The 17,864-nt window shown below is 64.6% G+C and carries 18 protein-coding genes; 9 read left to right on the top strand and 9 right to left on the bottom strand.

All coding sequences use genetic code 11. From position 1 onward, the window contains the following. Window positions 1-51: 51 nt before the first annotated feature. The 4 genes from metK to ubiA all read right to left on the bottom strand — a co-directional run bounded on the left by metK (window position 52) and on the right by ubiA (window position 4,491). Window positions 52-1,260, bottom strand: a complete 1,209-nt coding sequence (gene metK, locus M2343_RS00505; RefSeq protein WP_264575182.1) for a methionine adenosyltransferase — start codon at window positions 1,258-1,260, stop codon at window positions 52-54. 88 nt (window positions 1,261-1,348) lie between these two features. Continuing rightward, window positions 1,349-2,938, bottom strand: coding sequence for an apolipoprotein N-acyltransferase (gene lnt / locus M2343_RS00500; protein ID WP_264575181.1), 1,590 nt, complete (start codon window positions 2,936-2,938; stop codon window positions 1,349-1,351). Between the two features lie 4 nt (window positions 2,939-2,942). Then, on the bottom strand, window positions 2,943-3,524 hold the full coding sequence (locus M2343_RS00495; protein WP_264575180.1) for a YqaA family protein: 582 nt from the start codon (window positions 3,522-3,524) through the stop codon (window positions 2,943-2,945). 55 nt (window positions 3,525-3,579) lie between these two features. Next, window positions 3,580-4,491 carry a 4-hydroxybenzoate octaprenyltransferase gene (gene ubiA, locus M2343_RS00490; RefSeq protein ID WP_264575179.1) on the bottom strand — a complete coding sequence of 304 codons (912 nt, stop codon included), beginning with the start codon at window positions 4,489-4,491 and terminating at the stop codon, window positions 3,580-3,582. Between the two features lie 267 nt (window positions 4,492-4,758). On the opposite strand from ubiA, the gene M2343_RS00485 reads away from it, so the two are divergent. Then, entirely contained in the window at window positions 4,759-5,520 is a 762-nt protein-coding gene (locus M2343_RS00485) for a 16S rRNA (uracil(1498)-N(3))-methyltransferase (protein ID WP_264575178.1), read from the top strand. Between the two features lie 64 nt (window positions 5,521-5,584). Beyond that, complete coding sequence (locus M2343_RS00480) at window positions 5,585-6,958, top strand: glutamate--cysteine ligase (protein WP_264575177.1); 1,374 nt, start codon at window positions 5,585-5,587, stop codon at window positions 6,956-6,958. 138 nt (window positions 6,959-7,096) lie between these two features. Here M2343_RS00480 and sthA read toward each other — a convergent pair whose 3' ends face one another. Further along, on the bottom strand, window positions 7,097-8,494 hold the full coding sequence (sthA, locus tag M2343_RS00475) for a Si-specific NAD(P)(+) transhydrogenase (RefSeq protein ID WP_264575176.1): 1,398 nt from the start codon (window positions 8,492-8,494) through the stop codon (window positions 7,097-7,099). A 319-nt stretch (window positions 8,495-8,813) separates the two neighbouring features. Here sthA and M2343_RS00470 point away from each other — a divergent pair, with 319 nt between their 5' ends. The 3 genes from M2343_RS00470 (at window position 8,814) to M2343_RS00460 (ending at window position 11,186) form a co-directional block, all read left to right on the top strand. After that, window positions 8,814-10,019, top strand: a complete 1,206-nt coding sequence (locus M2343_RS00470; RefSeq protein WP_181560383.1) for a toxic anion resistance protein — start codon at window positions 8,814-8,816, stop codon at window positions 10,017-10,019. A gap of 10 nt (window positions 10,020-10,029) precedes the next feature. Continuing rightward, window positions 10,030-10,743, top strand: coding sequence for a hypothetical protein (locus M2343_RS00465; RefSeq protein ID WP_181560384.1), 714 nt, complete (start codon window positions 10,030-10,032; stop codon window positions 10,741-10,743). 260 nt (window positions 10,744-11,003) lie between these two features. Continuing rightward, window positions 11,004-11,186, top strand: a complete 183-nt coding sequence (locus M2343_RS00460) for a DUF465 domain-containing protein (RefSeq protein WP_181560385.1) — start codon at window positions 11,004-11,006, stop codon at window positions 11,184-11,186. Window positions 11,187-11,228: 42 nt separating this feature from the next. Here M2343_RS00460 and M2343_RS00455 read toward each other — a convergent pair whose 3' ends face one another. Then, entirely contained in the window at window positions 11,229-12,200 is a 972-nt protein-coding gene (locus M2343_RS00455) for an ArsR/SmtB family transcription factor (RefSeq protein ID WP_264575175.1), read from the bottom strand. Window positions 12,201-12,383: 183 nt separating this feature from the next. Between M2343_RS00455 and M2343_RS00450 the strand changes: the two genes are divergently transcribed. Further along, window positions 12,384-12,593 (top strand): circumsporozoite protein, encoded by a 210-nt coding sequence (locus tag M2343_RS00450; protein ID WP_181560387.1) that lies wholly within the window; start codon window positions 12,384-12,386, stop codon window positions 12,591-12,593. A gap of 73 nt (window positions 12,594-12,666) precedes the next feature. On the opposite strand, the gene M2343_RS00445 is transcribed toward M2343_RS00450, so the two are convergent. Beyond that, entirely contained in the window at window positions 12,667-13,047 is a 381-nt protein-coding gene (locus M2343_RS00445) for a GtrA family protein (RefSeq protein ID WP_181560388.1), read from the bottom strand. 208 nt (window positions 13,048-13,255) lie between these two features. Here M2343_RS00445 and M2343_RS00440 point away from each other — a divergent pair, with 208 nt between their 5' ends. Next, on the top strand, window positions 13,256-15,304 hold the full coding sequence (locus tag M2343_RS00440; RefSeq protein ID WP_264575174.1) for a hypothetical protein: 2,049 nt from the start codon (window positions 13,256-13,258) through the stop codon (window positions 15,302-15,304). Here M2343_RS00440 and M2343_RS00435 read toward each other — a convergent pair. Next, window positions 15,263-15,721: a nucleoside deaminase gene (locus M2343_RS00435; protein WP_264573409.1), complete on the bottom strand. Its 459-nt coding sequence runs from the start codon at window positions 15,719-15,721 to the stop codon at window positions 15,263-15,265. The genes M2343_RS00440 and M2343_RS00435 overlap by 42 nt on opposite strands. Before the next feature lie 159 nt (window positions 15,722-15,880). Between M2343_RS00435 and rpmB the strand changes: the two genes are divergently transcribed. Beyond that, complete coding sequence (rpmB, locus tag M2343_RS00430; RefSeq protein WP_181560391.1) at window positions 15,881-16,174, top strand: 50S ribosomal protein L28; 294 nt, start codon at window positions 15,881-15,883, stop codon at window positions 16,172-16,174. A gap of 81 nt (window positions 16,175-16,255) precedes the next feature. Here the strand turns inward: rpmB and M2343_RS00425 are convergent, their stop codons facing one another. Continuing rightward, window positions 16,256-17,260: an esterase-like activity of phytase family protein gene (locus M2343_RS00425; protein ID WP_264575173.1), complete on the bottom strand. Its 1,005-nt coding sequence runs from the start codon at window positions 17,258-17,260 to the stop codon at window positions 16,256-16,258. Between the two features lie 188 nt (window positions 17,261-17,448). Here M2343_RS00425 and M2343_RS00420 point away from each other — a divergent pair, with 188 nt between their 5' ends. Next, entirely contained in the window at window positions 17,449-17,823 is a 375-nt protein-coding gene (locus M2343_RS00420) for a glycine zipper 2TM domain-containing protein (protein WP_264575172.1), read from the top strand. Window positions 17,824-17,864 lie beyond the last annotated feature (41 nt).

Raw genomic sequence — 17,864 nt, 5'->3', positions numbered from 1 at the left:
GCAAGCCTCGCGCCGTTCCCTATCTCTTGGAACGCAAAGGAGCGCTTCGGCTCAGCCCAGCGCGGCCTTGAGGTCCTCGACCAGATCGGTCTTTTCCCAGGGGAAGAAGTCGCCTTCCGCCTTGCGGCCGAAATGGCCGTAAGCTGCGGTCTTGCGATAGATCGGCTTGTTAAGCCCCAGATGCGTGCGGATGCCGCGCGGAGTCAGGCCGCCCAGCTTCTCGATCTTGCCGATCGCCGCCTCGATCTTGTCGTCGCCCACCGTGCCGGTGCCGTGCGTATCGACATAGAGCGAGAGCGGCTTGGACACGCCGATGGCATAAGCCAGCTGGATGGTGCACTTGCTGGCCAGGCCCGCCGCCACGATGTTCTTGGCGAGATAACGCGTGATGTAGGCCGCCGAACGGTCAACCTTCGTCGGGTCCTTGCCGGAGAACGCGCCGCCGCCATGCGGAGCCGCGCCACCATAAGTGTCCACGATGATCTTGCGGCCGGTCAGGCCAGCGTCGCCGTCCGGGCCGCCGATCTCGAAGCTGCCGGTCGGGTTGATGTGGTACTCGGTCTCGGCGCTCAGCAGCGCGGCGGGCAGGACATCGGCGACCACTTTCTTCACATAGGCCTTGAGCTCGGCTTCCTTTTCGCCGGCATCATAGCCCTTGGCATGCTGGGTGGAGACGACGATAGCGGTGCAGGCGACCGGCTTGCCATTCTCGAAGCGCAGCGTGACCTGGCTCTTGGTGTCCGGCTCCAGGAAGGGCGCCGCACCCGAGTGGCGGTCGGCGGCCATGCGCTCGAGGATCTTGTGGCTGTAATCCAGCGTCGCCGGCATCAGGTCAGGCGTCTCATTGCAGGCATAGCCGAACATGATGCCCTGGTCGCCGGCGCCCTCATCCTTATTGCCGCTCGCATCCACGCCCTGCGCGATGTGTTCGCTCTGGCCGTGGAGATTATTCTCGAAGCGCAGCGTCTCCCAGTGGAAGCCTTCCTGTTCATAGCCAATGTCCTTGACCGTCTGGCGGACCGTGCGTTCGATTTCCTCCAGCGCGCCCGGCGCCCACTGGCCGTTCTCATACACGCCCTTGCAGCGGATTTCGCCGGCCAGCACTACCAGCTGCGTCGTCGTCAGCGTCTCGCAGGCGATGCGCGCTTCTGGGTCTTTGGAGAGGAACAGGTCGACGATCGAATCGCTGATCTGGTCGGAAACCTTGTCCGGGTGCCCCTCGGAAACCGATTCAGACGTGAAGAGATAGCTGGAACGCATGGGAGATCGTGACCTTTCTTCTAGCGGCTCTCGTGGCGGGAGTTCGGGGCCGCAGTTCATATAAAGAAATGTTTATGTTGCGCGCTCCTTAGCGAGTGCGCCGTGCGATAGCAACGCCGCTTGCGAGCAGCAGCACGGCCAGGCCGACCGGGAGCAGGTTGCCCAGCCGTGCGAACAAGGTCGGCGGAAGCGGCGCCGGCAGGGGGGCCTCGAATGCACCCGCCTGCTGGAAGGGTATGGACCGCACGACACGCCCGGCTGGGTCGACCAGCGCCGAAATGCCGGTGGGGGTCGAGCGGATCACGGACAGCCCCTCCTCGATGGCCCGCAGCCGCGCCTGCGCCAGATGCTGCGGCGGGCCCCAGCTACCGAACCACGCATCATTGGACGGGTTGAACAGGAAATCGGGACGATTGGCCCGGTCGACCACCTGCCCGGAGAAGATGATCTCGTAGCAGATCTGCACCGCCATCCGCAGCTTGCCGCGCGCCTGCCCGCCATCCGGAGTCGCGGGCAGATCGAGCGTGCGCGGCCCCGGTCCGGGCCAGAAGTCGACGCTGCCCGGTACGAGCCGCGAGAGGCCGATCGCCTCCAGCACTGGCCGCATGGGAAGATATTCGCCATAAGGAACGAGGTGCGCCTTGTCATAACGCCCATGCAGGTCCCCGCGCGCGTCCAGCACCCACAGGCTGTTATTGGCGCCCTCCAGAACCTGCGTATCCACAACGCCGCCCTGCTCGCGGAAATGATATTTATCACCGCCGAGCATCAGCAGATCGTCCATCCCCAGCAGCGAGGCGATCCGCCCGCGCCAGCGTGGTTCCATATCCAGCACCGCCGGCACGGCTGCCTCCGGCCAGAAGATCAACGCAGGCTTGCCGGACCGCAGCATGGTCAGCTCGGCCAGACGGCGGAAGTTCAGGATTTCAAGATTGGCGTCGTACTTCTCGTTCTGATTGATATTGGGCTGCACCACATGGATGTTGGCGAGGGCGCCAGACTGGTCCTTTGCACCGATATAGCTCGCCCGCAGCAGCCCCAGCCCAGCCACCAGCGTGAGACCGACGATCATGAGACCTGCGGGCCGCCATTGCCGGTGCGCCAGCCACCACAACGCCGCCGCCGCCAGCATGGCGACCAGACCAAGACCATAAGTGCCGATGGCGATGGCCGTCTGTTCCACGCCCGTGCCCAGCCAGATCACCCCGAGCGGGTTCCAGGCAAAACCGGTGAACAGGCTCGCGCGCAGATATTCGGTCAGCAGCCAGGCTGTGGCGAGAAACAGCGCGAAGACCTGCGGCCGGCCCCGCCCGAGCGTCCAGCCGATCATGGCGGCCATCGCCGGATAAACCGCTAGATACACCGAGAGCAGGCCAACCGCTGGATAGCCCAGCCACGCGGGCATCGAATCCTGAAAGGTGAAGGCATGGGCAATCCAGTTGAGCCCAAGCATGAAATGCCCGAGGCCGAACAGATAGCCGATCTGCCCTGCGCTCTTGCGGTCCGGCGCCACCCAGATCAGTTGCATCACCAGCGCGAGCATGATGACCGTCACCGGCCACAGCCCGAGCGGCGCGAAGCCAGTGGCTGAGATCAGCCCGGCAAGCAGGGCCGTCACCCGCGGCCTGCGCGCAACGAAGGCCGCAGCGATCCGGTAAGGCGCGGGGGAGATTGTCACGCCATCACACCAGATACTTGACCAGCACGAACCCGCCGACGCCCAAAGCGCCGACAATCGCCGTGATCAGCCCGAAATGCCGGTCGATAAAGGCCTTCATCGGCTCTCCAAACTTCCACAGCAGACCTGCGACCAGAAAGAAGCGCGCGGCCCGCGAAATGATGCTCGCGATCACCAGCACATAAAGGGGCATCCCGGTGGCGCCCGCCGCAATGGTGATCACCTTGAAAGGCAATGGCGTGAAGCCGGCCAGCAGCACGATCAACCAGCCTTGCTCGTTGAAGCGTTGCGCGAAATGCTCAAATTCCGCCGTCAGACCATAAAAATCGAGGATCGCCCGCCCGATCGTATCGAACAGGAACATGCCGATGACATAACCGAGCATTGCGCCCAGCACGGACGCCACGGTGCAGATCAACGCGTATTGAAAGGCCTTGTGGGGCTTGGAGAGGCACATTGGCCCCAGCAGCACGTCCGGCGGAATCGGGAAGAAGCTGCTTTCCATGAAGCTGATGCCGAACAGCCAGCGCGGCGCGGTGCGATGCCCGGCCTTCTCGAGAGTCCATTCATAGATGCGACGCAGCATTGGCGCTCCCCGGCGGTGTCAGGCTGCCTGCGCCTGCCCGCCCCCGCTGCGTTCGTCAAGCACTGCCCACCGCAAGGCAGGCGGCGAACATTAGCAAACCGGCGAAGCGGTTGGAGCGAAACTTGATGAGCGGGTCCTTGCCATCCTCGCGCAAGGTCCAGACCTGCCAGCCGAACTGCACCGCCAGAGGCGCCAGGGCCATGAGGGAGAGCCAGCTCGGCACGACTTGCCAGAGCGCGCCGCCCCACAGGAGCAGGGACAGGACAAAGCAAAGCCCCACGCCCGCCCGCACATGCCGACCCATCGCCAAGGCGCTGGAGCGGATGCCGACCAGCGCGTCATCCTCCTTGTCCTGCAGGGCATAGATGGTGTCATAGGCGATCACCCAGAAGAAGGCGCCGCCATAGAGCAACAGGCCAGCCGCGTTCATGCCCCCGCTGATCTCGACCCAGCCGACTAGGGCGGCCCAGGTGAACACCAGCCCCAGCCAAGCCTGCGGCCACCAGGTAATGCGCTTCATGAACGGATAGGCCGCGACCAGCGCAAGGCTCGCCAGCGCCACGACCTGCGCCTGCCAGCGCAATTGCAGCAGCACGATCAACCCGATGAAGCACAGGATGAGCAACCACGCCCAAGCCGCCTTCAGCGACACAGCGCCGCTGGCGATGGGCCGATTGGCGGTCCGCGCCACCTTCGCGTCGAGGTCGCGGTCTACGATATCATTGTAGACACAGCCAGCGCCCCGCATCGCGATGCTGCCAATCAGGAACCAGAGCAGCATCGTCCAGCGCTCGGGCACCCCGCCGGCAAGCGCGATCGCCCAGGCGCCGGGCCAGAACAGCAGCCACCAGCCGATCGGCCGGTCGAACCGCGCCAGCAGCGCGTAGGGCCGTGCCGCAGCCGGGAGCAGGCGCAAGAAACCCTGCGCTTCGGTATCCGGCACATATTGCGGCTCGCTGCGCTCCATCGCCTTGCTCGTCCCTGTTGCCTTGATGGTCGCCCCACCCCTGCGCCAGGAGCGACCATCCGATCAACCCCTCGTCGAGCCGGACCTCCTCTTCCGCCACCTCCTGGCGGCCTCTGCCCACGTGCCTTGAGCGGCCACCGTTCGTTTCGAGAGAAGTCGAGACACACCCCTCGACCTACGCCATGCTGTCGAGGGTCTCGACTTCGCTCGACACGAACGGAATTGAGGCGTTGCCGAGTCAACGGACGATGCATTAGGGCAATGCTCATGCCCGCCACTCCCGCCTGGCCACCCAAATCTACGCCGCGCCTGTTCGTCGAGACGGCGCTCGCCGATCACATCGCCGTGCCGGTCGAGGGCAACAGCGCCCATTATCTGATTTCGGTGATGCGCATCCGCGAGGGCGACACCGTCCTTCTCTTCGATGGCCGCTCGGGCGAATGGAGCGCCACCGCCGAGCAGGTCCGCAAGCGCGATCTCGTCCTGCGCTGCACGGCGCAGACGCGGTCGCCGGAGAGCGTGCCGGATTTCTGGCTCTGTGTCGCCCCGATCAAGAAGGGCCGGATCGATCTGGTCGCCGAAAAGGCCTGCGAACTGGGCGTCGCGCGCCTCCTCCCGGTGCGCACCGAGCGCAGCATCGTCGACAAGCTGAACAGCGAGCGGTTGCACGCCCATCTCGTTGAGGCCGCAGAGCAATGCGGCCGCACCGCCTTGCCGCACTTGGCCGACCTCACCACCCTCCCCGCCCTGCTCGCCGACTGGCCGGCTGACCGCGCCCTGTTCTTCGCCGACGAGACGGGCGGCGAGCCGATGACGACGAGCTTTGCGGCAAACACCGGCCCGGCCGCCCTGCTCATCGGGCCGGAAGGCGGCTTTACCGAGAAGGAGCGCGCTCTCATCCGCGCGCATGCAGCCACCCGCCCCATCTCCCTTGGCCCGCGAATCCTCCGCGCCGAGACAGCCGCCCTCGCCGCCACGGCCTGCTGGATGGCGCTTAACGGTGACTGGACAAGTTTCGAATCGAAATGAATTTGCGCGGGCGCGGCAAACCTCTTATGGGCGCGCCGATGCAGGGCGAGGACCGGATCACGCAATGAGTACACGCAAGGAAACGGCGGGCGAAGATCCGATCATCGAGTCTCGCAGCCAGCTCATCAGCCTGTTCCAGGATGGCGAAAAGCCTGCAGATCGCTGGAAAATCGGCACCGAGCACGAGAAGTTCGTCTACCGCCTCGCAGACCATCGCGCACCCTCTTATGATGAGCCCGGCGGCATTCGCGATCTGCTCGATGGCCTGCGCGCGTTCGGTTGGGAACCGGTCGAGGAAGGCGGCAAGGTCATTGCGCTGTCAGGCAGCGATGGCACGATCAGCCTTGAGCCTGCCGGCCAGCTCGAACTCTCCGGCGCCCCGCTCGACAATCTCCACCAGACCTGCGCCGAAACCGGGCGGCATCTGGAACAGGTCAAGGCCATCGGCGACAAGCTCGGCCTCGGCTTCCTCGGCCTTGGCATGTGGCCGGACAAGACGCGCGCTGAACTGCCGATCATGCCCAAGGGTCGCTATGGCATCATGCTGCAGCACATGCCGCGTGTCGGCAGCATGGGCCTGGACATGATGCTGCGCACCTGCACGATTCAGGTCAATCTGGATTATTCCAGCGAAGCGCGCATGGTGAAGATGTTCCGCACCAGCCTCGCGCTCCAGCCACTGGCGACGGCCCTGTTCGCCAATTCGCCGTTCACGGAGGGCAAGCCCAACGGCTACCTCTCCTATCGCAGCCACATCTGGTCGGACACCGATCCGCACCGCACCGGCATGCTGCCCTTCGTGTTTGAGGATGGCTTCGGTTACGAGCGCTACGCCGACTACGCACTCGACGTGCCGATGTACTTCGTGTTCCGCGACGGCAAATATATCGACGCCGCCGGCCAGAGCTTCCGCGACTTCCTCGATGGCAAGCTGCCCGCCCTCCCCGGCGAGCGACCGACCATGGGCGACTGGGAGGATCACCTCTCCACCGCCTTCCCGGAAGTGCGCATGAAGAGCTTCCTCGAAATGCGCGGCGCCGATGGTGGCCCGTGGAACCGCATCTGCGCCCTGCCGGCCCTGTGGGTCGGCCTGCTTTATGATGACGGCGCGCTCGATGCCGCTTGGGATATGGTGAAGGACTGGACGATGGAGGAGCGCGAGACCCTCCGCACCGAAGTCCCCCGCCTCGCCCTTAGCGCGCCCGTCCCCGGCGGCCGCACGCTTCAGGACATCGCGCCGCAAGTCCTCGCCATCGCTCGCGCCGGCCTCACCGCCCGCGCCCGCCTCAACAGCATCGGCGAAAATGAAGGCGGTTACCTCTCCGCGCTGGACGAAGTCGTCGCCACCGGCCGCACCCACGCCGAGCGCCTGCTCGACCGCTACAATGGTGCATGGGCAGGCGATATTTCCAGGGTCTACGGCGAAGAGAGTTTTTGAGGGCGCCGCAACCGGCAGCTCCGACAATCCCCTCGTCATTCCCGCGAACGCGGGAATCCAGTTGGCACCAGCGCTACTGGTCAGAGGTTAAAGCTGGATTCCCGCGTTCGCGGGAATGACGAAATCAAAACCGAACCCTCACCCCTCCCTGGGCATCCTGTTCCAGGCATCCAGCGCCGCAATCTTGTAGGCCTCGGCCAGCGTCGGGTAATTGAACGTATTCTCGATAAAATAATCGATCGTGCCTTTAAGGTTCAGCACCGCCTGCCCGATGTGGATCAGCTCCGTTGCGCCCTCGCCGATGATGTGCACGCCAAGCAGCCGCCGCGTCTTGAGCGAGAAGATCATCTTCATCAGCCCTGAATCCAGCCCCATGATGTGCCCGCGCGAGGTTTCGCGAAAGCGCGCGATCCCGCATTCATAGGGGATCTTTTTCGCCTTCACGTCCTGCTCGCTCATGCCGACCGTGGAAATCTCCGGCACCGCGTAGATGCCATAAGGGAAATAGGCCGGCGCCGGCGGCATCGGCAGATCAAAGGCATGGCACGCCGCGATCCGCCCCTGCTCCATCGAGGTCGAGGCAAGGCTGGGAAAGCCGATCACGTCGCCTGCCGCGTAGATGTGCGGCACATCGGTCTGGAAGGTCTTGGGATCCACCTTCAGCCGTCCGCGATTGTCCACCGCCAGTCCACAATGCTCCAGCCCGAGCGTATGCGTCGCGCCCACCCGCCCGGCCGCGAACAGCATCATCTCGGAGCGAATCGCGCGCCCGTCCTCCAGCGTGGTGAAGACGGCTCCGCTCGCATCCTTTGCCACGTTGGTGACCTTGGCGCCCAGCCGGATGGTCATGCCCCGGTCGCGCAACTGATGGATGAATTCCTCGATGATCTCCCGGTCGATGAAGTCCAGGAATGTCTCGCGCGGCTCGATGAGCGTCACCGCCACATCCAGCGCGGAGAAGATCGTCGCATATTCGATGCCGATCACGCCCGCACCGATCACCACCAGCGAGCGCGGCACGCGCGGCGCCTCAATCAGCACGTCACTGTCCAGCACGATATCGTCGTCGAAGGGGATATTATCCGGCCGGAACGGCGCAGTGCCGACCGCAATCAGGATGCGCTCACCACGCACCCGCAATTCGCTTTCGTCCGGCGCGGTGACCAGCAGGGTGTGCGGATCGGTAAAACGAGCAAACCCCTCCAGCGTGCGCACGCCATTGCGCTGGAACTGGTGCTCCAGCACGTCCACCTCATGCTCCAGCGTCTTGTCGATCCGGTGATCGAGATCGCTGCCGCCAATGTCCTTCTTCACACGGTAGGAGCGGCCGTAGAAGCCGCGCTCGCGCCAGCCCGTCAGATTGAGCACGGTCTCCCGCAGGGTCTTGGACGGGATGGTGCCGGTGTGCACGGACACGCCGCCGACACGCTTGCGCCCTTCCACCACCAGCACCGATTTACCGAGCTTTGCGGCCTGCACCGCTGCCCGGCGCCCGGCCGGCCCACTGCCGATCACGACGAGATCATAAACATCCATAATGGCGCCCCCCGCTGCCTGACAGGCTGCCTGCCTGTCCAACCGCCTTCCAAGGGACATCCTCTCGAAGCGATGATGGTGGTGCATTTCCCCCGCCTTTGCAATGTTCTCTCCAAGGCGGCAGGGCCTAGCCTCAAATGGCTTAGATTTGATTTACCATCGCTCCGTCCCGGCGTCTCCTCGCGAGGGCCGTGGCCGCGCAGTGCAATCCGCGTCCTCGCCTCCGGGGACTTACTTCTCCGCCCCATGCCCCCTATACTGAAGACCGGCCTTGAACCGGCGGTGTTATATCGCAATATTACACCCCAAGGAGACCCAGATGGCGACCAGCGCGACGACGACCCAAGACAAGCTCGATCTCACCCCACCCGAGGTGGTGCCCAATGTGACGGCTGAACGCGCTGCCGGCCTCGTCCCGCTGGAAGATGAGAAGAAGAGCAAGCTCGACGAAAAGGTCGATGCTTTTGTCGAGGAACTGGCCGCGCTCGACGCCAATTCCCCCGAGTTCGGCGCCAAGGTCGATCAGATCACCAATATGGGCCGCAAGGAGATTGCGGAAGCTGCCGGCCACTCCAACCGCTTCCTCGATCGCCCGGTGCGCGCCATGGACGCGGACAGCAATGTCGGAACCGACCTTGCCGAGCTGCGCCGTGTCATCGAGGATCTCGATCCCGGCAAGCGCGGCAATCTGCTCGCGCCGCGCAAGCTCTTCGGCATCATCCCGTTCGGCAACAAGATGCGCAACTATTTCGACAGCTACAAGTCGAGCCAGACGCACATCAATTCGATCCTCGGCAGCCTCGCCAGCGGCAAGGACACGCTGATCAAGGACAATGCCGCCATCGATGTCGAGCGCCAGAACATGTGGGCGACCATGGGCCGGCTGGAGCAGATGATCCACATCGCCAAGGCCATGGACGCGCGGCTCGAGCAAAAGGCCTTCGAGCTGGAGGCAACCGATCCGGCCAAGAGCAAGGCCATCAAGGAGAGCGCGCTGTTCTACGTTCGCCAGCGCACCCAGGACCTGCTGACGCAAATGGCAGTCACCGTGCAGGGCTATCTAGCGCTGGATCTGGTCAAGAAGAACAATGTGGAGCTGGTGAAGGGCGTAGACCGGGCCAGCACGACCACCGTCTCGGCCTTACGCACGGCGGTGACCGTGGCGCAGGCGCTGGCCGGGCAGAAGCTGGTCCTCGATCAGATCACCGCGCTTAACACGACCACGGCCAATCTCATCGATTCGACGGGCGAACTGCTCAAGACCCAGTCGGCGCAAATCCATGAGCAGGCGGCCAGCAGCACGATTCCGCTGGAGACGCTGCAGCGCGCCTTCCAGAACATCTACGACACCATGGACAACATCGACACCTTCAAGCTGAAAGCGCTGGAGAATATGAAGACGACGGTGAACACGCTGAGCACTGAAGTCGAGAAGTCGAAAGGCTATATCGCGCGCGCGGAGGGTCAGGCCCGCGCGCAGGCAGCGGTCACCAGCGGTCAGTCTCCGCTGACGGCAATCGAGTAACAGGGCCGCCATGCCCAGCGAAGTCGACGAGATCGTCCAGCGCGCCAATGAGCTGATCGCGCGGACCAGCGAGCGCTACCGCCATACCGGTCGCAAGATCGCCCGGATGCAGCGCGACTGGACGCGGCGGCTCAAGCGCATGATCCTCGCGGTCGCTGCCGTGCTGGTGGGCGCGGCGATTGCCGGGTTCGTGCTGGGTGGCATCGGCACCACGGGCGTTCTGCTGGTCATGGGCCTGCTCATCGCCTGCCTCGCTTTCGCGTTCATCTCCACCGAGCCCCGCGTCATGGAGCCGGAACGGCTCGCGCAGGCAGACCTCAAGACGCTTCCGCAAAAGACCGAGATCTGGCTCGACAATCAGCGTCGCGCGCTCCCGGCGCCCGCCATCCCCATCGTCAACGCCATCGGCAACCGGCTGGAGACCCTGGCACCTCAGCTCGCCAAGCTCGACCCCCGCGAGCCTGCCGCCGTCGAGGTCCGCCGCCTGCTCAGCGACCATCTGCCGGAGCTGGTTACCGGCTATCAGTCGATTCCCGAACCGCTGCGTCATGTCCCTCGCAACGGCCGCGTGCCGGACGCGCAACTGGTCGAGGGCCTGTCTGTCATCGAGCAGGAGATCGCGCATATGACGGCCCAGCTCGCCGATGGCGATCTCGACAAGCTCGCGGTTCATAACCGCTATCTTGAGCTCAAATATCAGGAAGCCCGCCAACTCGGCGAATAACGCCGGTCGCTCCGCGACACGCCCGCTATGAGGCGGTTTTTGCGACAGAAAAAGCCTGTTCAGACTTGAACAGCCGTCCCGGCTTGCTACATTGGATGTGCGGGCCGGGCCCCTCTGGCGAGCAACGACGTTCCCCCTGCGTCAGCTCGTGATGTCGGACCGCATCGGGTGACACCGGTGCGACGTCTGGCACCCCCATGCAGACAAGATCATCGCCCGGTTGTCACCCGAGTTTTGGAAACCTTCCAACGGAGTGGCATATGTCCAAGCATATCTTCAGTCTCCTTGATCGGCACCAGAAGCTCGATGAAGCCCTGCGCTTTGAACAGCGGCAGCGCGCGCCGGATTTCGGAAAGCTGCAACGACTCAAGCGCCTCAAGCTGGCGGTCAAGGATCGGCTGGCCTTGATGGCGCGCCGGCGCCACCTCGTGCCGAGCGACTGATCTCCCTCGATTGTCGCGAAATGCAGTTGCGGCGCCCGGCGTTTATGCGCGTCGGGCGTCCTTCTTTTGAGCCAGCGGCACGCGCTGGCTCTGGCCGAGCCACAGCTTCACGGTCAACTCACCGCCCGCCAGTGTTTCCACCCGTTCCAGCGCCACGCCTGCCGCCGCAAACCACGCCCTGATCTGCTCGTCGGAAAAGCCTAGCCGGCTATGGGCATCGCGCGTTCTCAACTCCTCCCGCTCATGCGGCGCGAAATCGACGATCAGCAGGCGCCCGCCAGGTCGCAAGGTGCGCGCGATCTCGGCGATGACCCGTTCGGGCGCCTGCGCATAATGCAGCACCTGATGCAAAATCGCCGTGTCGGCTGACCCATCCTCGATGGGCAAGGCACTGAAATCGCCCGCCAGAAAATGCACCCGGTCGGCGATGTCGCGCGGCAGCTTCCCGCGCGCCAGCCGCAGCATTTCGGCACTGCGATCGATCGCCAGCACCTGCTCGGACTGCGCGGCGAACAGCGTCGCGATCCGCCCCGTCCCCGTTCCCACATCAAGCAAGCGGCCAAGCTTGTGCGTCTTGAGCATCGCCAGCATGGCCGCTTCCACATCGGCCTCCGGCACATAGAGCGAGCGCTGGGCGTCCCATTCCTCGGCATGGCTCGCGAAATAATCCTCGGCCGCGCGCGCCCGCTCGGCCCGAACGGCCGTAAGGCGCGCCTGATCCGCGTCGATCCACAGCCGCTCGCTTGCTGAGGGTGCCGCCGCGTCGAGCAGGGCCAGCAATGCCGGCGTCTCCTGTCCCCCGCACAGGCGCAGGAACACCCAACTGCCTTCCTTCCGGCGTTCCGCCAGCCCGGCTTCGACCAATATGCGGACATGCCGGGAAACGCGGGGTTGGCTCTGCCCGACGACGAGCGCAACTTCGCCCACCGCCAGTTCCATCTCACGCAGAAGATGCACGATCCGCAGTCTCGTGGGATCGGCAAGAGCGCGGAAAAGATCGAGTTGTCCCAGCATCGCCCGGCTGTCTGCGGCATCCGCGGAGGCAGTTCAAGCCATAGCTTTCATCGCTGGTTAATGGGCATCATTACCAAGGGATTGCGCTGGCGCTCACAAATCGATACGAATCGCTTCGCAGGCAAAGGGGGGGGACCCCTTCCACAGCTTCTGCTCGGTTTGAATTCATCAAGGGGTTTGCCCATGACCAAGACTATTGCCATCTCGCTTGTTCTGGCTGCTTCGCTCGGCCTCGCCGCGTGCTCCAAGTCCGAGACCAACGAAGCCGTCAACAACACCGTGAACATGTCCAACGACGTGGAAAACGCTGCCGACAACACCATGAACGCCGCGGGCAACGCGATGGACAACATGGCGAACGGTGCCAGCAACGTCGCCAACAACGCGATGTAATCCAAGGCTTTGCCGTAAGAATTCGAAAAGGGCTGCCGGCGATCCGGCGGCCCTTTTTTATTGCGCGCTCGCCTTAGCGGAACACCCATTGGCGGTTGAGCGTGAAGACCAGCACCGGCGTGACCACGCCCATCAAGGGGATCGGCGACCAGAGCGGCAGCATCAGCCGTTCCACGCACAGCCAGACCCAGAAGGCGTTGAGCGCCAGACTGAGCAGCGAAACGATCGCAAAGCGCACCGCCTGCGCCACCGGACGATCCCGGCTACCATGCCCCCGAAATGTGAAGCGGCCATGCAGCACATAGCCTGTAGCTACCGCAACCAGATAGCCGCAGACATTCGCGAGTTGCGGGTGGACGCCCAGCAATTGCGCCAGAACCCAGTAGACGCCAGCCTGCAGCGCCGTGACGAAGCCGCCGGTCAGCGCATAGCGCACGAGTTGTCCACCGATCATCAGCTACACGCACTTTCAGCCGACCGGCGTTTCGATTCACTCATGTGTGATTTGCCCCGTTGCGCTTTTGATGCACATGGCTAAGCCCTAGGCCGTGAACTCGGCAGCGGCAATGGTCGCGGTTCCCCATTGGGTAAGACCGCAGGCGTATCGGGACGACGAGGCCGCCCTGCCTGTTCCTGCACATATGGCTATCGGGCGCTGAACCATGCGGATTGACAGTTCTGCCACTCAAAGCGGGTGGACATCGCGCGCGAGCCGGCTGTGGCGCGCCATAGAGGGGTTCGCGCAGCGTGAATGGCGCTGGCTGATCGTCATCGCCTGGCTGATCATCGCGGCCTATTTCCTGAATCGCTCCGCGGATGCCATTCGCTTCCTCTCCCTTGGCGATACCGACGATAATATGCGGTATCTGCAGGTGAGGGACTGGCTGGCCGGGCAGAGTTGGTGGGATTTGCGGCAGCACCGCATGGCGCCGCCCGATGGCGCCAATATCCACTGGAGCCGGCTGGTCGATCTGCCCATCGCCGCCCTCATCCTCTTCTTCAGCCTGTTCACCGATCGCGCGCGCGCCGAGGAACTGGCGGTTGGCGTCGAGCCACTGCTCCCGTTGCTGCTGCTGATGCTCGCCCTTGCCTTCATCGCCCGGCGCTTGTCGGATCGTGGCCAGGGCCAGGGCTGGTTCATCGCGATGCTGCTGCCGCTGGGCGCCGGCATGGGCCTCTCCATGTTCATGCCGCTGCGCATAGATCATCATGGCTGGCAGTTGGCGCTCACGGCGACCGCGCTTGCGGGCCTTGTCGATCGCAAGTGGACGCGCGGCGGTGTCGTCACCGGCGTCGCCAGCGCTCTCTCCGTGGTCATCGGCATGGAAATGCTGGTATATCTCGTCGGGGCCGGCGCGCTCATTGCCTTGCGGTGGATTTTCAAGGAAGGCGCTGCCCGCCGCGTCCGCCCCTATGCGCTTGGCCTCGGCGGTACGACGGCGCTCGGCTACGCGCTGTTCGCCAGCAACGCCAATCGCGCGCCGGTATGCGATGCCATCTCACCGGTCTGGGCCAGCGTACTCGTGCTGACGGCGGGCGTTCTTTACGGCCTCACCCTCCTGCCCCTCCGCGGCTGGCTGCAGCGCCTGGGCGCCGCGGCCCTTGGGGGAGGGGCCGTTCTCGCTTTTGCATGGCTGAGCTGGCCCAATTGCGTGACGGACCTCTACGGCATCTCGCCTGAACTCCAGAAGAGCTGGCTGGTCTACATCCGCGAGGCCAAGCCGATCTATGTGCAAGCACAATCGAGCTGGGTGCCGATGATCAGCCTGCCGGTGACGGGTCTGCTCTGTGGCCTGATCGGTTGCTGGGCCGCCCGCCGCGATTCGGAGCGGATGTGGGCCTGGGCCACGGTCACGCTGATGATCGCCTTCGCCATCGCGCTCACCTTCTGGCAAATCCGCGCCGGCCCTGCCGCGCAGCTTCTGGCCATTCCCCCGGTCGCCTGGGCCGGCTGGGCGATCATCGTCACCCTGCTCACCGGCTCGTGGCTCCGGCGATTGCTGGCCGTGCCGGCCGCGCTCGTCCTCATCTGGGCGAGCAGCGTCTATTTCCTCTATCCCATCGTTTCAAAGGCCTTTGCCCAGGCGCCCAAGCCGGAAAACCAGGCGAACACCGCGCCCTCGATTCGCAACCAGGCGTCCCCCTCGGCGAAGAACGCCTCAGCCAACAGCGCCAGCGCCGCACCGGCGTCCAATCTGTCCGCGGTCTCAAAACCCGCCACGAAGCCGCTCACCGGCACGCATCGACCGGAAGTGCGCTGCCGCACCCAGCCTGCGCTGCAACCGCTCGACCAGATCGCGCCTGCGACGATCTTCACCCTCGTCGATCTGGGGCCGCGCCTCATCGCGATTACGCACCACACGGTCATTGCCGGCCCCTATCACCGCAATCAGGAAGCCATTCTCGACGTGCACCACGCCTTCGATGGGTCGCCCGAGACATTTCGCAAGATCGCGCAGAAGCGCGGCGCGACCTATCTGCTCTATTGTCCCGGCTTCCCGGAAGGGACGATCTACCAGCGCCGCAGTCCCAAGGGCTTCTATGCACGGCTGGCGCGTGGCGAGACATTCCCCTTCCTGACCCCGGTCACCGTCAAGGCGGCGAGCGAGCTGCCCTACCGGCTTTACCGGATCGAGCCGCTGGAGGCGCAGGCGTCTTCCGCAACCGCGTCACCGCCGCGCGGCGAAAAAGTCCCGCAAAAGGCGCGCTGAGCTGTCCTCGCCGATGCCGGGAAAGATCTCCGGACGGTGATGGCATTGAGGCTGCGCAAAGACCCGCGCACCATGCTCGACACCACCGCCCTTGGGATCGGCCGCGCCATAATAAAGCCGGGCGATCCGGGCATGGGCAATGGCCCCCGCGCACATGGGGCAGGGTTCGAGCGTCACCCACAGGTCGCAATCGCCAAGCCGGTCCTGCCCGAGATGTGCGCAGGCAGCGCGGATCGCGACGATCTCGGCATGCGCCGTGGGATCGCGATCGCGCCGGTTGCGATTCTCGCCCTGCCCGATCACCGCGCCATTCCGCATTATCACAGCGCCGATCGGCACTTCCCCCGCGTCCGCAGCGCGGCGCGCACAGTCCAGCGCCAGACGCATCGGCTCGGGCAGGGGAAAAGCGCTCGACATGATCGCAGCTAGTGGCTCATCCGCCCTTCCCTGTCGAGGCCAGTCCTGCTAGGCCGCGCGCAAGGACAGGGTCGTTTTGCGGGAAACCGCCTTGACGATTCGTCCCCCGCCTTGTATCGGCGCCGCTTTCCGAACGACCAAGTATCAGGATCGATTGACATGTCGCGCATCTGCGAACTGACCGGCCGGGGCCGCCAAGTGGGCCACAACGTGTCCCACGCCAATAACAAGACCAAGCGCGTGTTTCTGCCCAACCTGCAGAATGTGACGCTCATCTCCGACACGCTGGAGCGTGGCGTGAAGCTGCGGGTTTCGACCCACGGCCTGCGCTCGGTCGAGCATAACGGTGGTCTGGACAACTGGCTGCTCAAGACCTCTGACGAAAAGCTCTCGCTGCGCGTGCGTCGCCTGAAGCGTGAGATCGTCAAGAAGGTAGCCGTCAAGGCTGCCTGAACGCGCTGGCCGATCCATTCGGCCAGACACAGAGATTGAAAGGGGCGGCCTCAGCAGGCCGCCTTTTTCTGTGCCTGTAATTCAGGGTCGCAGCCCCTCCCCGATCCAGTCGGCCGGCAAGGCGAAGCGCAGCAGCAAGGTGCGCTGCAGGGCAAAGCGGTTATTGTCGGAAACGACCCACAGGATCGGCTGACCCGCCTCCCAGCCCAGCGCCAGCCCCTCGAAATTATCCGCCAACCCGGGCAGCTCCAGCCGGGCCACGACCGTGCCGGAAAGCTCGGCGCCATCCTTCAACGCTGGCAGTCGCACAAGACTCAGCCGGGCCGTAAAGCCGTGTGCCAGCGTCAGCCGCCGATTGAGGACCAGCAGCCGGTCTCCGCCAAGCCACAGCGCATCCGTCGGCCGGTAACCCGCCGGGGCATGATAGCGAAGCCGCAGCGGCGGTGGCGTCTCCCGCGCAACCGGGTCACCTTGCCACAGCAGCGCCTCGAACGCGCCGGAGCGATCCTGCGCCATCTCGGCAATGGCGAGAAACTGGCCATCGCCCAGCCGCACCAGCGATTCGATGCTGCCCGTCGAGGGCCAATGTCTGATTTCCGCAGGGGCGACGCAGGCTTCGACACGGCGAAACCGGGGCGCATAGCGGCAGATTCGCTGAAGATGCTCGAACCCCACCCAGGAGCGCCCCGATGCCGGATCGTGCGCGAGGCTCTCCGAATCCATCTTCCAGCGCGGCCAATCCCGCTCGACCGCCCAGCGCGGCAGGGACTGGACCTTGCCAACGCCCGGCCGCCCCGGCCGCATGATCTCGAACAATTCCCCCGAATCGCTCAGCCCGGTCAGATTGCCGTCAGCGCGCACCATCAGCGCGGAAATGCCGCCGAAGACCTCACGCGGGCTGGTCAGGGACCAGGCGCCCGTCAGGCGGAGCGGCCCGAAGGCCGTGGCGTCGGCTGCGGCCGACGTCAGCGCCAGTGGCTCGGCCTCGATGAGCAGCAGCCCGCTCTCAAGCCCGGGAGAAAGCGCCGGGTGGCGGCCATTCATCAGCAGAATGAAGAGGGCGAGAATGAGCAGGATGCGCCGCATGGCCTTGCTCCTAGCGCCCCCTCGGGCAGCGCGCCAGCCGGGCGACAGCAGAGCGACAAAGCTGAACCTCGGCTAAAATGTCCATTCAGCTTCGGCTCAACGGATGGGGTCTAAACAGAAATCATGACGGACAAGGCGTGGCCACCGTGCCGCAAGATGCCCGCCAAAGGATTTCAAGGAGCAAGACCATGACTGCACGCAAGTTCCTCAGCATCACGGCGGCCGCCACCATGGTCGCAACGTCCTTCGGCGTCACGGCTCCGGCCATGGCCCGTGACCATTATCGCGACTATCGCAGCGATTATGGCCGTGACTATCGCTACAACGACCGCGACTATCGTGATTACCGCGATGCCCGTTATTCGGATCGTCGCAACTATCGCTACGATAACCGCTGCCGGGACAATGGCACGGGCGGCACGATCATCGGCGCCCTTGCCGGTGGCCTGCTCGGCCATGAGGTCGCCGGTCGCCGTGGTGACAAGACCGCGGGCGTGATCATCGGCGGCGCCGTGGGTGCGATTGCCGGCCGCGCGATCGACAAGGCCGACAGCCGCTGCTGAGCAGCCTGACAGCCACGCTTCTGCCTCCCAGGCAAATGGAA

Origin of the sequence: Sphingobium sp. B8D3B (assembly GCF_025961875.1) — a bacterium.
GTDB lineage: Bacteria > Pseudomonadota > Alphaproteobacteria > Sphingomonadales > Sphingomonadaceae > Sphingobium.
This window is presented reverse-complemented; position numbering and strand designations above follow the sequence as displayed.